This is a genomic window from Phenylobacterium parvum, from assembly GCF_003150835.1.
GTDB classification, from domain to species: domain Bacteria; phylum Pseudomonadota; class Alphaproteobacteria; order Caulobacterales; family Caulobacteraceae; genus Phenylobacterium; species Phenylobacterium parvum.
Genome location: NZ_CP029479.1, coordinates 443,749 through 458,116, shown reverse-complemented (window position 1 = coordinate 458,116; position 14,368 = coordinate 443,749). Strand labels below are relative to the sequence as shown.

Here is a 14,368-nt window from a genome sequence, read left to right as displayed (position 1 = left end):
AAAACCATGAGCGCGACGCAAACCCTGAGCCGAGGGGCGGCCACCAAGACCGAGCATTTCGACGTCCTGGTGGTCGGGGCCGGCATTTCCGGAATCGGAGCGGCCTATCACCTGAAGACCCAGACGCCGGGGACGAGCTACGTCATCCTGGAAACCCAGGAGACCTTTGGCGGCACCTGGAGCACCCACAAGTATCCCGGCATCCGCTCGGACAGCGACCTCTACACCTTCGGCTACCGCTTCAAGCCCTGGGTCAACGCCCCGATCGCCTCGGCCGAGGAGATCCTGAAGTACATGGGCGAGGTGATCGAGGAAAACGACATCGGCCGTCACATCCGCTATCGCCACAAGATCGTGAAGACCGCCTGGTCCAGCCTGGACAACACCTGGACGGTGGAGGCGGTGCGGCTCGACACCGACGAGACGGTGACCTTCACCTGCAACTTCCTGTGGATGTGCCAGGGCTATTACCGCCATGACGTCGGCTACACCCCCGACTGGGAAGGCCTGGAGGACTTCAAGGGCCGGATCGTGCATCCGCAGAACTGGCCCCAGGACCTGGACCTGACCGGCAAGAAGGTTCTTCTCATCGGCTCGGGCGCCACGGCGGCCACCCTGGTGCCCGCCATCGCCGGCAAGTGCGCCCACGTCACCATGCTGCAGCGCTCGCCGACCTATTTCATCCCGGGGCGGAACGCCAACGAGCTGGCCGACATCCTGCGCCAGCTGGAGATCGACGAGACCTGGATCCACGAGATCGTCCGACGGAAGATCCTGTTCGATGGCGGCGAGTTCACCCGGCGCTCCTTCGAGGAGCCCGAGACCGTCAGGAACGAGCTCCTGTCAGGTGTCCGCGCCTTCCTCGGCGACGAGGCGGTGCAGGAACATTTCACGCCCAAGTACCGTCCCTGGAGCCAGCGGATCGCCTTTGTCCCCGAGGGCGACCTCTTCAAGGCGGTGATCGACGGCCACGCCAGCGTGGTGACCGACGAGATCGACCGCTTCGTGCCGGAGGGCGTGAAGCTGAAGTCCGGAAAGGTGATCGAGGCCGACGTGGTCATCACCGCCACGGGCTTCCATCTCAGCGTGCTGGGCGACATCGAGATGACCGTAGACGGCAAGCCCCTCGACATGTCCAAGACCGTCACCTACCGCGGCATGATGTTCACGGGCGTGCCGAACCTGGTCTGGGTGTTCGGGTATTTCCGCGCGAGCTGGACCCTGCGGGTGGACCTGCTGGGCGACTTCGTCTGCCGGCTGCTGGGCCACATGAAGAAGAAGGGCGTGAAGCGGGTGACGCCCGAGCTGCGCCCCGAGGACAAGGACATGACCCTGGGCCCCCGGATGGACCCGGAGGACTTCAACCCCGGCTACCTCCAGCGCGGCGGCCACCTGCTGCCCAAGGCGGGAAACAAGCCGGAATGGCGCCACAGCCAGGACTACTGGCGCGAGAAGGACGAGCTGCCGAAGATCGACCTGGACGACCCGATCTTCCGCTACGGGAACTGATGCGGCCTGGCGCGGCCCTCAGTTGAGGGTCGCGCCGCCCGTCCCGCCGGCCTGCATGGCGGCGACGCAGGCGATGATGTCGTCCCAGTCGGCCAGGCCCTTGCGGTCGCCGAGGGCCGCGAACTCGGCCGCACGCAGGGTGGCGATCACCTCGGCGTCTTCGCCGTACTGGGCGATCAGCGCCAGGGCGGCGCTGCGGGTCTGTTCGGAGAAGGCGGGGCCTTCGGGCATGGGGCACCTCGATGCGGGGCGGCGATCTCCTCTGGACCGGGGCCGGGCGCATGGCAAGATCAACCGGTTCTGGAGGGACCCGCGGGCATGAAGGACCGGTTCGGACTGGAGACACGGGGCGACCCGAAGGCCGTCGAGGCCCTGGGCGAGGCGGTCGCCGCCCTCTACGCCATGCAGCCCGAGGCCATGGGCTTCCTCAAGGCCGCCGCGGCCGACCCGGACTGCGCCCTGGCGCGGATGCTGGGGGCCTATCTGGGCCTGATGTCCTCCGAGCGGGGACCCGGCGCAGCCGCGGTGAAGCGGATGGGCGAGATCGCGCCGGCCGACGCCCGCGAGACCGCCCACCTAGGGGTGATCCGCGCCTGGGCGGCCGGCGACTGGGCCGGGGCGAGCCGGCGGCTGGACGGCGTGCTGGAGGCCTGGCCAAACGACCCCATCGCCCTGAACGCCGCTCACCAGCTGGATTTCTTCCTGGGGGACGCCGAGCGCCTGCGCAGCCGGCCGACCGAGGCCCTGGGGGCCTGGGACCCCAGCGATCCGGCCTATCCCTACCTGTCGGGCATGCAGGCCTTCGGGCTGGAGGAGCTGGGCGACTACCCCGCCGCCGAGGGCGCCGCCCGGAAGGCCCTGGACGGCGCGCCCCGGGACGTCTGGGCCCAGCACGCCCTGGTCCACGCCCTGGAGATGCAGGGCCGCTCGCAGGCGGGGCTCGACCTGCTGGAGGCGCGCCGGGCGCACTGGGGGCATGACCACTTCCTGAAGGTCCACACCGCCTGGCACGCGGCCCTTTTCGCCCTGGAGACCGACGGGCCGGAGCGGGCCCTGTCCCTGTACGACGCGACGGTCTGGGACGGGGGGCCGGATCCCCTGGCCATGACCCTGATCGATTCGGCGGGCCTGCTCTGGCGGCTGAAGCTGGACGGGGTGGACGCCGGCGGGCGCTGGGACCGGCTTTCGGACGAATGGGCGCTGAGGGACGAGGGCGCCTGGTACGCCTTCAACGACCTGCACGCCGTGCTGGCCCACTGCGGGGCGGGTCGCCTGGACCGGGCGCGGGCCCTCGTGGATCGCATGGCCGAGGCGGCGGCAAGCCCGGACCCGGCGGCGACCAACGCCCAGGCCCTCCGCGCAGCAGGGCTGGCGGCGGCGCGCGGCGTGCTGGCCTTCGCGGAAGGGGACTTCGCGGTCAGCGTCGCCTTCCTCGCGCCCGTGCGGCGACTCCTGTCGGTGTTCGGCGGCAGCCACGCCCAGCGCGACGCCTGGCAGCGCACCCTGCTGGTCGCAGCCCTCCGCGGCGGCGAGACCGGCTTTGCCCGGGTCCTGGTTCGGGAGCGCCTGGCCGAGCGGCCGGACAGCCCCTGGAGCCGGGCGCGCCTGTCGGAGCTCGACGCCCTCAGTCGATGAAGGTGAAGCGGTTGAAGCCCTCGGCGTCGGTCTCCAGGCGGACCCGGCGGCCGATGGGCTCGCGCGCGGCCAGCTCCGCGAAGGCGGCCTCCGAGGCCTGGTTGGCGGCGGCGCGGCGGCCGTCCGGCAGGCGGGCGATGACCACGATGGCGGGCCCCGAGCGGGTCGTGGTGGTGGTGTAGGTCTCCACCGTCGCCTCGCCCGTCGCCGTGTCGACCTCCAGCCCGGGGACCGGGTCGTAGGGGATCTTGGCCCTGCGGGCCTCAGGCCGGCTCCAGTCGGCGGGCGTCGTGGAATAGACCCCGGCGGAGTACTTGGAGAGCATGCCGCCATTGGCGCCGATGAAACCGAACGCCCCCGGCCGCTGGCGCAGGGCCGGGACGACCTCGGCGATGGCGTGCATGGAGTAGTTGTTCCCCGCCCCGCCGAAATAGGGCAGGCCGCCGGTCAGGGTCAGGCCGCGCGGATCGTCCGCGGCGATGCCCAGCCCGTCGATCATGTTGAACACGGCGATGGGGAAGCAGGAGTAGAAGTCGAAGACCGCCATGTCGTCGACGGTCTTGCCCGCCAGCTCAAGGGCCTTGCGGCCGGCGGCGATGGCGGAGGGGCTGGCCGACAGGTCCGGCCGCTCCATGATGGTCAGCTCGTTGGCGTCGCCCTGGCCGTGCAGGTAGACGAAGCGGTCCTCGGGCACCCCGAGGGCGCGGGCCTTGCCCACCGAGGTCAGGATGACGGCGGCGGCCTGGTTCACCTGGTCCCGGGCCACCAGCATGCGGGTGAAGGGATCGGCGACGATGCGGTTCTTGTCGCTGACCGTGACTAGCTCCTCGGCGGTCTTCTCCACCGGAGAGGCGGAATAGGGGTTGGCGGCGGCCACCCGGGTAAAGGGGGCGAAGAGCTCGCCCATCTTCCGGGCGTAGGTCGGCCGGTCGAGGCCCAGGCGGGCGCGGCGGGCGTTCTCGAACAGGGCGTAGGCGGGGATGGCGCCGGTGATCCGGTGCTTCAGGATCGAGGGCGTGAACATGCCCTCCAGCCCGTAGCCGCGGTCCTCCACCGCGCCCTCTACGGTCTCGGACCAGTCCGGGGTCTCGCCCTTCGCATTCAGGGTCAGGACGGTGGACATGGCCTCGGAACCGACCAGCAGGACCGCCTCGGCCTCGCCGCGGACGATGGCCTCGCAGAACTCGCCAACAAGGCGCTGGGGCCCCTGTCCGCCGGTGATCTCAAGGATGGCGCGGGCCGGGTCGGCGCCGATGCGCCTGGCCACTGAGCGGGGGAAATTGTTGGAGGCGCCGAAAGGCGGCTTGGCGCCGGGCGAGGAGATCTCGAACTGGCGGATGGCGACGATGACGTCCAGGGCCCCGGCCAGGTCGCCCGAGGCCTGGGCGTCGGCCAGGGCGGCCCGGGCCGCCTCGCCGGCCAGGTCGGCGGGAGAGAGGGCCCGGTAGTCGGCGTCGGTCGGTCGCTCGGCGGCCTGTCCCACCCCGATGAGCACCGGCGTGCGGTCATCCTGCGAAGTCATTTGGAGTCCTCCCTGGGCCGTCGGCGCGACCGTCTTTGGCTACTTCTCGTCGACCAGGCGGTCGAGCACGGCCGCCGCGTCCTTCCCGGCCCAGTCGGCCTCACCCAGCATGCGCGCCCGCTCCACGCCGTCGCGACCGAAAATCAGGGTGGTGGGCATGGCCGCCGTCGGCGGCTTGAGCGAGAAGGGCAGGCTCGACTTGGGGTCGTGGTAGAAGGCGAGGGGCGCATTCTTGCCGATAAAGGCCCGGGCCTTGTCGGCGTCCTTCTCCCGGTCAATGGAGATGGCCAGGACCACGACGTCCCGCCCCTTCTGGGCCTCGGCCAGCCTGGCCAGGGTGGGCATTTCGAGCACGCAGGGGGCGCACCAGGTCGCCCAGAGGTTCACCACCACCACCTTGCCGCGGAAGTCGCCGATGCGGACGGGCTTGCCCTCGGCGTCGAGGAAGCTGGTCACCGGCGCCGGCGCGGCCTCGGCGGGCAGGATCAGGCGGGACATCTCGCCCCGGGTGAGGTCCGTGAGCCCCCCCTTCGCCCGGGGGGTTATGGAAGCCTGGGCGATGATGTAGAGAACCCCGGCGACGCCGACCAGGGCGGCGCACCAGAGGGCGATCCTCAGGACGCCCAGCCTGGGAGATCCCGCTTCCTTTTCCTGGCTCATGATGACCGAAGACTCCCCAGACGATCCGAACACCGCCTCGCCGGGAGGCCAGGCCATGTGGGGCGGTCGATTCGCGACCCGTCCGGCGGACCTGATGCAGGCGATCAACGTCTCCATCGGGTTCGACAGGCGGCTTGCTGACCAGGATCTGGCCGGCTCCCGCGCCCACGCCGCGATGTTGCGCATGCAGGGCGTGATTACAAGTGAGGACGAGGCGGCCATCCAGGGCGGTCTCGACGCCATCGCCACCGAGATCCGCGACGGGACCTTCCCCTTCCGGGACGAGTTCGAGGACATCCACATGAACGTGGAGGCCCGGCTGCGCGAGCTGATCGGGCCGGCGGCGGGACGCCTGCACACGGCGCGCAGCCGCAATGACCAGGTGGCCGTGGACTTCCGGCTCTGGGTCCGCGACGCCTGCGACCGGACGGTCGCCCAGCTGAAGCGCCTGCAGGGCGCCCTGCTGGACCGCGCCGAACAGCATGCCGACACCCTCATGCCGGGCTTCACCCATCTGCAGCCCGCCCAGCCCGTGACCTTCGGCCACCACCTGATGGCCTACGTGGAGATGTTCGGCCGGGACGCCGGACGCTTCGCCGACGCCCGCCGTCGGATGAACGAATGCCCCCTGGGCGCCGCCGCACTGGCCGGTTCGCCCTTCCCCATCGACCGGGACGCCACCGCCCGCGCCCTGGGCTTTGACCGGCCGACGGCCAACTCGCTGGACAGCGTGTCCGACCGCGACTTCGCCCTCGAAGCCCTGGCGGCGGCGACCCTGTGCGGCGTCCACCTCTCGCGCCTTGCCGAGGAGCTGGTGATCTGGACCACGCCCCAGTTCGGCTTCGTGCGCCTGTCGGACGCCTTCTCCACCGGCTCGTCCATCATGCCGCAGAAGCGCAATCCCGACGCCGCCGAGCTGGTGCGCGCCAAGGTCGGGCGGCTGATGGGATCCTTCACCCAGCTGACCCTGGTGATGAAGGGGCTGCCGCTCGCCTATTCCAAGGACATGCAGGAGGACAAGGTCCCGACCTTCGAGGCCTTCGACGCCCTGGAGCTGTCCCTGGCGGCCATGACCGGCATGGTCCTGGACCTGGAGCCCGTCGCCGAGCGGATGGCCGCCGCCGCAGGCGCCGGTTTCTCCACGGCCACGGATCTGGCCGACTGGCTGGTCCGGACCCTCGACATGCCCTTCCGGGACGCCCACCACGTGACGGGCGCCGCCGTGAAGCGGGCCGAGGCCCTGGGCGTCGACCTGCCCGGCCTGCCCCTGGCCGAGTTGCAGGCGCTGAGCCCGGGGATCACCCCGGCGGTCTACGACGTCCTGACGCCCGCCGCCTCGGCCGCCAGCCGGACCAGTTTCGGCGGCACGGCGCCCGACCAGGTGCGCCGGCAGGCCGCCCTCTGGCGGGAGAGACTGTCATGAGAGCCCGGATCCTGCTGATTTCTGGCCTTTTGCTGGCCCTGCCTGCAGTCTCGGCCTGCGGAAAGCTGGGCCGTCTGGAGCGCCCCGAGGCCCGCCCCGGCGAGGCCCGGGACATCGACGCCGGTTCCGAGCCGGGCCAGACCCTGCACACCGCCGACCCGCGGGACCGGAACGCCGAGCCCCTGCCGCCCCTTGCCGCCCCGCCAGCCAAGGCGGCGGAACCGCGCCCGCAATGAACCATTTCGAGCTTCGCGACGGCGAGCTTCACTGCGAGGCGGTTCCCCTCTCTCAGATCGCCAAGGCTGTCGGCACGCCCGTCTATGTCTACTCCTCGGCCACCCTGGAGCGGCACTTCAACGTCCTGGCCTCGGCCCTCCGCGAGGCGGGCCTGAAGGGGGAGGATGGGGGCGCGCCCCTGGTCGCCTACGCCGTGAAGGCCAATCCCAACCTGTCGGTCCTGGCCACCCTGGCGCGTCTCGGCGCCGGGGCGGACACGGTCTCGGAGGGCGAGATCCGCCGGGCCCTGGCGGCCGGTGTTCCCGCCTCGCGGATCGTCTTTTCCGGGGTGGGGAAGCAGGCGGGCGAGATCGCCTTCGCCCTGCAGTCCGGCATTTCCGAGATCAACGTCGAGTCCGAGCCCGAGATGCGGCTGATCGCCCGGGTGGCCGGCGGGCTGGGCCAGCCGGCCCGGATCGCCTTCCGGGTGAACCCAGACGTCACGGCGGGCGGTCACGCCAAGATCGCCACGGGCGGGGCGGACAACAAGTTCGGCGTGTCCTTCTCCGAGGCCGAGAGGCTGTACGCCGAGGCCGCCGCCGACCCCTGGCTTCGGCCGGTCGGCCTGACCTGCCACATCGGCAGCCAGATCACCGCCCTGGAGCCCATGGAGGCCGCCTTCCGCCGCATGCGCGAGCTGGTCGAGCGCCTTCGCGCCCGGGGCCTGGAGGTGCGGCGGCTCGACCTCGGGGGCGGCCTGGGCGTGCCCTACTTCAACCAACCGGAACCCCCCTCTCCGGCCGACTACGCCGAGATGGTCGCCCGGGTGACCAAGGGACTGGACGTCGGCCTCGCCTTCGAGCCGGGCCGGGTGATCGCCGCCAACGCGGGGATCCTTCTGGCCGAGGTCCTGCACATCCACCTCCGGCCCGAGGGACGCCGGTTCGTGGTGCTGGATGCGGCGATGAACGACCTGATCCGGCCGGCCATGTACGACGCCTACCACGACCTGCGGCCCGTCCGGCCGAGGTCCGGCCCGACCGCCATCGCGGACGTGGTCGGCCCGGTCTGCGAGACCGGCGACACCTTCACCCGGGACCGCGAACTGCCGCCCCTCGAGGCCGGGGACCTGGTGGCCTTCATGAGCGCCGGAGCCTACGGGGCCTCCATGTCCAGCGAGTACAACAGCCGGCTCCTGGTTCCGGAAGTCCTGGTGCGGGGTGCGGAATGGGCGGTGGTCCGCCCGCGGCCGACCTACGACGACATGCTGGCCCGCGAGACCCGGCCGCCCTGGCTCGATCAGGCCTGAGGCAGGGCGCCGATCCAGGGCAGGGTCCGGTGGGCGCCCGCCGCATCCATGCCATAGCCGACCAGGAACCGGTCCGGGGCCGTCCAGGCGAAGTCGTCCGGCGGGCGGCGGCCGGGCGTCGGAGCCGGCTTGAGGGCGAAGACGGCGGTAAGGACCTCTGATGCGCCGGCCGCCTGGACCAGGCGCCGGGCCGCCTCCAGGGAGAGGCCGGACTCCAGGACGTCATCGACGATCAGGACCTGCCGGCCCAGGACCGGACGCCGGAGGCCCGCAAGGACCGTCGTGATCCCCGAATGCCGGGTCTTGTCCCCATAGGCGGTCAGCCAGAGAGCGTCGAAGGCGAGGGGACGGCCCCGGACGGCGAGGGCCCGGGTCAGGTCGGCGGCGAACCACAGGCCGCCGGTCAGGAGGCAGACCACCACGGCGTCCGGGGAGAGGCGGGGCGCCAGGCGGTCGGCGAGGTCGTTGACCGCGCGGGCGACTTCGGTTTCCGAAATCAGGCGCTCAGGCCCGGCCGCCTCAGTCATGGGCCGGGGCGGCGGGGGTGTGAGCAACGGCGGCGGCGGCAGGCGCAACCTGGGTCTCTTCAGGCGCGGGCGCCCCAGCCGCGGGCGCCCCAGCCGCGGGCGCCTTGGGCGAAGGACCCTGCGCCGCCGGGGCGGCGGGAGTGTGGGACGCCGGGGCTTCATGCGCCCCTGCGGGTGCGGGACCCTGGGCCTTCCCGGCCTCAGCCTTGTGTTCCGACGGGTGGGAGACAAAGGCCAGCGCCACTCCGGCGACTCCGGGGGGCGGGTTCCGGACCAGGACCGAGAAGTAACGGCTCTCCAGCGGCGGGATGGCGTCGACCGGCTTGGCGACCAGCCGGGCCAGCTCCGTCCCACTCGCGTCGTACAGGGTCACCTGGAGGGGCGCGGCGGGGGTTGGATTGTCGCGCTCGTTGCGGATCCGGCCAGAGACGCCCAGGACGGCCTGGCCGTTCTGGACCGCCGGCGCCAGGCGGACGTTCTCGATCAGCAGGCCGACCCCGTTCACGGACATGCCCGCCGCAGCATAGAGGGCGGCGGTCTTTGGCCAGAGGCGGACCACCTCGTTCCGGAACAGGGCGAGACACAGGGCGATCAGGGCCAGGATCGCAGCGAGCCCCGCCCAGACCAGGGGTGCAGGGGGCCCTGTCCGCCGCGGCGGCTTCCGCGTCGCGGTGAGGGCCGGGATCACCGGGTCAACGTTCGGGAAGGCTTCCTCGGCCAGAGGCGGCTCGGGCTCGGTCGGAGGGGATTCGGGCGGCGGTTCCGGCGACGCCTTGGGGGCGGGAGCCGCGCGCGGCGCTTCCCAGGGTTCGGGCTCGCCGTCCTCGGGACGGGCCTTCCACTTGTTCCCGCAGGAGACGCACCGGACCGTGCGGCCGCCGGACCGGATCTGGTCGGAGTCCACGGCGTAGCGGGCGGCGCATCTGGGGCAGGTCAGGATCATGGTTCAGCGCGCGGGGCCGTCGTCTTTCGCCCCGTTCCGGGACACCAGGGACAGGGATACACCTTCAAGGTTAACAGATCACAGCCCGCCCGCCGAGCCCTCCCGACCGCTCTTCCACAGCTGCGGCCTCCTGGGCTGCAGGGCGCCCGCGCCCTGTGCTAGGGTGACGGCCAAACCTCCCGGGACCGCCTTGCCGAACGCCGCGCCCCTTGCCCCGAACCCCGCCTCCGCCCTGCGCCTCGCCGGGGCGGCTGCGCCCCGGCGCGCCGGCGTCCCGGGCCTGGAGGGCGTGGACCTTGACCTTGCGCCGGGCGACTTCCTGCTGGTCCACGGCGAGGCGGGCGCCGGCAAGAGCCTGCTTATGGGACTGGCCGGGCTGACCCTCAGGCCGGCGACGGGACGGGTGGAGGTGCTGGGCCTCAATCCCTGGCGGCTGACCGGCGCAGGCCGGGCGCGCCTCCGGCGCAGGATGGGCCTGGTCTTCCAGGACCTGGACCTCATCGAGGACATGACCGTGGCGGAGAACGCCGCCCTGCCCATGCAGATCGCCGGCGTCAGGCCCGAGACCCGTCGCCGGGACGCCCGTGAACTCCTGGACTGGATGGGCCTGGGGAGCCGGGCGGACGCCCTGCCCCGCGACCTTGACCATGACGAGCAGCAAAGGCTGGCCGTGGCGCGGGCCGTGGCGGGCCGGCCCGAGATCATCCTGGCGGACGAGCCCGTCGGCTGGATGGGCCCCGAGGCGGCCCGGCGGGTCCTTCGCCTTCTGCTGCAGCTGAACCGCCAGGGTGCGACCCTGGTCCTGGCCAGCCGCAATCCCAACCTCGCGCCGGCGCCCCGCCGGATGGAGCTGGTGCGCGGGCGCCCTCTCCCGGAAGCCCGCGGGGAGGTTGGGGCATGAGGCGTCGGCTCGCTCCCCGCCTGGCCACAGTGGTCCTCGCCGCCGCCTTCACCGCCCTGGCGGGCCTCGCCGGCCTTGCCGGACACGCCGCCCTGGATCGGACCGAGGGCTGGCGGACCCGCCTGGCCGGCGAGATGACCGTGGCCCTCCGCCCAGCCCCTGGCGCCGACGCCGACGCCGCCCGCGCCGCCGAGGTGCTGGCCGGAACGCCAGGCGTGGCTGAGGCGCGAGCCCTGGACCGCGTGCGCGTCGGGGCTCTTCTCGCCCCCTGGACCGCCGGCGCCCGCGGACCCGACCTGGCGACCCTGCCCCGGCTGATCGCTGTCGACCTGGACCCGCGCCAGCCCGCCCGCCGGCAGGACCTTGCAAACGCCCTCAACACCGCCGGGATCGACGCTGTCGTCGACGACCACCAGGGCTGGCGCCGTTCCGCGCAGGAGTTGCGGAGCCGGTTGGCCGCACCCCTGATCGGCGCCCTGATGCTCTGTGCGGCGGGGCTCGCGGCGGCCGGCGTCCTTGCGGCGGGCTTCGAGGCGAGCCGGCGCGAGGCTGGCGTCAGGGCCCGGATCCGGATGGGCGCCTCGCCGCTCTCCTGCTTGGCGCCGATCGGCGGCGCCGTCGCGATCGACCTCGCCGTGGGCGTGCTGGCGGGAGGCCTTGTCGCCGCCGCCATCGCCAGGCCGGCGGCCTTCTCGGGCGCGGGGGCGGAAGCGGGCGGGCTGGCGGCCCAGGCGGGACTCCTCGCAGCCCTCATGGCCGGCGCCCTGCTGGTCGCCCTGGTCAGCGCCTTCGCCACCGCCGCCCGCCGGGTCCAGGAGCTGGAGCCGTGAGGACCCTTTCCGCCCTTCTCGTGGCGTTCCTGATCTGGGCGGCGGGCCTGTTCGCCTTCGCCGACCGGGTCAGCCGGCTGACCCCGGCGCCCCTGCCCGCACCTGCAGACGGGGTGGTGGTCCTGACGGGGGCGGGCTCCAACGCCCGGCTGGACCGCGGGATGGCGGTGCTCGAGGCGGGACTCGCTCGCCGGCTCCTGGTCTCGGGCGTGAACCGCGAGGCCAGCCGTGAGGACATCCGGCTGGTCAGCAAGGCGGCGCGGCGGCTCTATGACTGCTGCGTCGACCTCGGCTTCACCGCAGCCAACACGCTCGGCAATGCCCGCGAGACCGCGGAATGGGCCCGCGCCATGCGGTTCCGCAGCCTGATCATCGTGACCGCGGACTACCACATGCCCCGGGCCATGCTGGAGCTGAAGTCCGCCCTGCCGGACGTCCGGCTGGAACCCTACGCCGCCGCCACCCCAGTGGTCGACGCCCGGCGCTGGTGGCGCAGCCGGGCCGGCGCCCGGTTGATGATCCGCGAGTACTCGAAGTACATGACCGTCCTCGGTCGCGAGATGGTCCGGCGCCTCGGACCCGCCGGCGACGCTCCCCGGAAGGCCACCCCTTGATCTTTGTCCGATCTTTCCTCTTCGCCGTCGTCTTCTACCTCTGGTCGGTCCTCTACGCGATCGCCCTGGTCCCCTTGCTGGCCGCGCCGCGAAGCTGGATGCTGGCCGCAATGCGGTTCTGGAGCCGGTCGGTGAACCTGCTGCTCAGGGTGATCTGCGGCATCCGAGTCGAGATCCGGGGCGTCGGGAATATACCCACGGGCGACTGCCTGATCGCCCCCAAGCACCAGACCATGTTGGACGTCTTCGTCCAGTTCGGGGTGCTCCGGGGCTCTCTGTTCGTCTTCAAGAAAGAGCTCCTGATCATCCCGATCTTCGGGTGGATCGCCCTGAAGATCGGGTCGATCGTCGTCGATCGCCAGGGACAGGCGACCGCCCTGCGCGACATGGTCCGCCGCGCCCGGGAGCAGTTCCGCCTGGGCGACCGACAGCTGGTCATCTTTCCGGAGGGCACCCGCAAGGCGCCCGGCGCCCCGCCGGACTACAAGCCCGGCGTCGCGGGCCTCTACCGCGAGCTGGAAGTCCCCGTGCATCCGGTGGCCACCAACGCCGGCGTCCACTGGCCGGCGCATGGCTTCCTGCGGCGTCCGGGCGTGATCGTCTACGAGTTCCTCGAGCCCATCCCACCGGGCCTGAAGCGGGCGGAGTTCATGCGCCTGCTGCAGGAGCGGATCGAGACCGCCTCGGACAGGCTGCTCGCCGAGGGCCTCTAGCCGCGCTCCAGCGCCTCGACCCGGGACAGGAGGGCCTCCATGCCCCGGTCGCGGATTCCCGCCTCCCGGAGGTGGGCCACAAGGTCCGCCAGGTAGTCGATGTTGCGGCCGGACAGTCCACGCCCCCCGGCGATCAGGTCCGCTTGGACCTCGGGAGACAGGCTGCCGGCCCACTGGGGGTGGCCGGTGTCCGACAGGAAGGTCAGGCAGGAGACCCGCGCCCCCGCCTCCAGCCGCACGGTCACTTCGGCCTCGATGTAGGTCTCGGTGGGCTGCTCGCGCTCGCGCAGGTAGGCGCGCACCTCGGGCCAGAGTTCCTCCTGCACCCGGTAGGCGATCCCGCGCACCGAGCCGCCCCGGGTCAGACCCAGCACCAGGCCCGGCCGCTCAGGCGTTCCGCGATGGTGGACGGAATAGATGCAGAAGGCGCGACGCCGACCCTGTAGTATGGCCGCACGGCGCTCGACCCAGTCGAATCCCGGGCGCCACATCAGCGAACCGTAACCGAACACCCAACAACCCGCCGACATCGCCGACCGCATGCCCTCGCCTTCCGATCCCATCTCCATGCCCCAGCCGCCCGGCCCGCGCAAACCCCTTCGCCTTGGCCTCTGGGGGCCCTTTGTCATCGCCGGGATCGCCGTGATCGGCTGGAGCCTCGCCTGGGGGCTCGCCGCCCGCGAGGTCGACCGGCGCCTGGAAGCCGGGGTGCGGTCGCTGGCCGCCCAAGGCGTGTCCGTGGAGTGGTCGGCAAAGCGCCTGTACGGCTACCCCTTCCGCTTGAACCTTGACCTTACGGACCTCCGGGTCGCGACCGGCGGGACCTCGGTCCGGATTCCCCGCCTTGAGACCCAGGCCTTCCTGCACGCGCCGCGGTCCTGGCTGGCGGCGGCCCCGGAGGGCCTGACCTTCCAGCGCCCCCAGGGCGGAGGTGTCGAGGTCCAGGGCCAGAGGCTCCTCGCCAGCCTGGTCGCGCCCAAGTCCGGACCACCCCGGCTGTCCCTGGAGGGCCTGAAGCTGACCTTCTCGCCCGCACCGGGCGCCCGGCCCTTCGCCCTGGCCTCGGCCGGGCGGCTCGAATTCCATGTCCGGCCCGGCCCGGACGACCAGGCGGCGCTCTTCCTGAGGCTGGAGGATGGCGCCCCGACCCCGGGGCGGCTGCTCGCCGACCTGGGAGGCGGGGGCGCGGTGTCAGCAGCGGTGGACGCCCGACTGGATCACGCCTCGGCGCTGCGGGGCGCAGGCACGGCCCCGGCCCTCGCGGCCTGGGGCGCCAAGGGCGGACGCCTTGAACTTCGCGAGGCCGGGGTGACGGCGGGACCGGCCCGCCTGTCCCTGGCTTCGCCGGGCCTGAAGGCGGGACCCGAGGGCCGTCTGGAAGGACGCCTTTCCGTGACGGCCGCCAAGGCGCCGAGCCTCCTGGTCACCCTGGCCCGACACGGGGTCCTGTCCCCCGTCGAAGCGGCGGGCGGAATGGCCGCCGTCCTGATGGGCAAGTCCGGCGGAGATGACGTACGCCTGGATCTAGACCTTTTCGGCGGCCAGGTCCGGCTCGCCGGTTAGCCA

16 protein-coding genes are annotated in these 14,368 nt (G+C 72.3%); 10 read left to right on the top strand and 6 right to left on the bottom strand.

The genetic code is table 11. The features are described from left to right. Positions 1-6 precede the first annotated feature (6 nt). Positions 7-1,509: a flavin-containing monooxygenase gene (locus HYN04_RS02200; protein WP_110449246.1), complete on the top strand. Its 1,503-nt coding sequence runs from the start codon at positions 7-9 to the stop codon at positions 1,507-1,509. 18 nt (positions 1,510-1,527) lie between these two features. Here the strand turns inward: HYN04_RS02200 and HYN04_RS02195 are convergent, their stop codons facing one another. Next, a complete protein-coding gene (locus HYN04_RS02195) occupies positions 1,528-1,740 on the bottom strand; it encodes a hypothetical protein (RefSeq protein WP_110449245.1) in 213 nt (70 codons plus the stop codon). An 87-nt stretch (positions 1,741-1,827) separates the two neighbouring features. On the opposite strand from HYN04_RS02195, the gene HYN04_RS02190 reads away from it, so the two are divergent. Continuing rightward, positions 1,828-3,144, top strand: a complete 1,317-nt coding sequence (locus HYN04_RS02190) for a tetratricopeptide repeat protein (protein ID WP_110449244.1) — start codon at positions 1,828-1,830, stop codon at positions 3,142-3,144. On the opposite strand, the gene HYN04_RS02185 is transcribed toward HYN04_RS02190, so the two are convergent. Then, positions 3,134-4,666, bottom strand: a complete 1,533-nt coding sequence (locus HYN04_RS02185) for an acetyl-CoA acetyltransferase (protein WP_110449243.1) — start codon at positions 4,664-4,666, stop codon at positions 3,134-3,136. The genes HYN04_RS02190 and HYN04_RS02185 overlap by 11 nt on opposite strands. A gap of 39 nt (positions 4,667-4,705) precedes the next feature. Next, positions 4,706-5,326, bottom strand: a complete 621-nt coding sequence (locus tag HYN04_RS02180) for a TlpA family protein disulfide reductase (protein WP_110449242.1) — start codon at positions 5,324-5,326, stop codon at positions 4,706-4,708. Position 5,327: 1 nt separating this feature from the next. On the opposite strand from HYN04_RS02180, the gene argH reads away from it, so the two are divergent. The 3 genes from argH to lysA are packed head-to-tail and all read left to right on the top strand — an operon-like array spanning position 5,328 to position 8,274. Next, positions 5,328-6,749, top strand: coding sequence for an argininosuccinate lyase (gene argH, locus HYN04_RS02175; RefSeq protein WP_110451253.1), 1,422 nt, complete (start codon positions 5,328-5,330; stop codon positions 6,747-6,749). Next, positions 6,746-6,985: a hypothetical protein gene (locus HYN04_RS02170; protein WP_110449241.1), complete on the top strand. Its 240-nt coding sequence runs from the start codon at positions 6,746-6,748 to the stop codon at positions 6,983-6,985. The genes argH and HYN04_RS02170 overlap by 4 nt, the downstream gene beginning before the upstream one ends. Continuing rightward, the gene (gene lysA, locus HYN04_RS02165) at positions 6,982-8,274 is read left to right on the top strand and encodes a diaminopimelate decarboxylase (RefSeq protein ID WP_110449240.1); all 1,293 of its coding nucleotides are present in this window, start codon (positions 6,982-6,984) and stop codon (positions 8,272-8,274) included. Before HYN04_RS02170 ends, lysA begins: the two co-directional genes overlap by 4 nt. Here lysA and HYN04_RS02160 read toward each other — a convergent pair. Both HYN04_RS02160 and HYN04_RS02155 read right to left on the bottom strand, forming a co-directional pair. Beyond that, on the bottom strand, positions 8,265-8,801 hold the full coding sequence (locus HYN04_RS02160; protein WP_110451252.1) for a phosphoribosyltransferase: 537 nt from the start codon (positions 8,799-8,801) through the stop codon (positions 8,265-8,267). The two genes, lysA and HYN04_RS02160, sit on opposite strands and share 10 nt — an antisense overlap. Further along, positions 8,794-9,744 (bottom strand): MJ0042-type zinc finger domain-containing protein, encoded by a 951-nt coding sequence (locus HYN04_RS02155; RefSeq protein WP_110449239.1) that lies wholly within the window; start codon positions 9,742-9,744, stop codon positions 8,794-8,796. The genes HYN04_RS02160 and HYN04_RS02155 overlap by 8 nt, the downstream gene beginning before the upstream one ends. A 190-nt stretch (positions 9,745-9,934) precedes the next feature. On the opposite strand from HYN04_RS02155, the gene HYN04_RS02150 reads away from it, so the two are divergent. From HYN04_RS02150 to HYN04_RS02135, 4 genes are read left to right on the top strand one after another with little or no spacing between them, the layout of a single operon-like run. Further along, positions 9,935-10,645: an ATP-binding cassette domain-containing protein gene (locus HYN04_RS02150; RefSeq protein ID WP_162599510.1), complete on the top strand. Its 711-nt coding sequence runs from the start codon at positions 9,935-9,937 to the stop codon at positions 10,643-10,645. Further along, positions 10,642-11,475 (top strand): cell division FtsX domain-containing protein, encoded by an 834-nt coding sequence (locus HYN04_RS02145; RefSeq protein WP_110449237.1) that lies wholly within the window; start codon positions 10,642-10,644, stop codon positions 11,473-11,475. The genes HYN04_RS02150 and HYN04_RS02145 overlap by 4 nt, the downstream gene beginning before the upstream one ends. Beyond that, entirely contained in the window at positions 11,472-12,089 is a 618-nt protein-coding gene (locus HYN04_RS02140; RefSeq protein ID WP_110449236.1) for a YdcF family protein, read from the top strand. The genes HYN04_RS02145 and HYN04_RS02140 overlap by 4 nt, the downstream gene beginning before the upstream one ends. Continuing rightward, positions 12,086-12,802 carry a lysophospholipid acyltransferase family protein gene (locus HYN04_RS02135; protein WP_110449235.1) on the top strand — a complete coding sequence of 239 codons (717 nt, stop codon included), beginning with the start codon at positions 12,086-12,088 and terminating at the stop codon, positions 12,800-12,802. Before HYN04_RS02140 ends, HYN04_RS02135 begins: the two co-directional genes overlap by 4 nt. Here the strand turns inward: HYN04_RS02135 and HYN04_RS02130 are convergent. Next, a complete protein-coding gene (locus HYN04_RS02130) occupies positions 12,799-13,344 on the bottom strand; it encodes a gamma-glutamylcyclotransferase (RefSeq protein WP_241962666.1) in 546 nt (181 codons plus the stop codon). The two genes, HYN04_RS02135 and HYN04_RS02130, sit on opposite strands and share 4 nt — an antisense overlap. On the opposite strand from HYN04_RS02130, the gene HYN04_RS02125 reads away from it, so the two are divergent. Then, positions 13,343-14,365 carry a DUF2125 domain-containing protein gene (locus HYN04_RS02125; RefSeq protein ID WP_110449234.1) on the top strand — a complete coding sequence of 341 codons (1,023 nt, stop codon included), beginning with the start codon at positions 13,343-13,345 and terminating at the stop codon, positions 14,363-14,365. The genes HYN04_RS02130 and HYN04_RS02125 overlap by 2 nt on opposite strands. Positions 14,366-14,368: the final 3 nt, after the last annotated feature.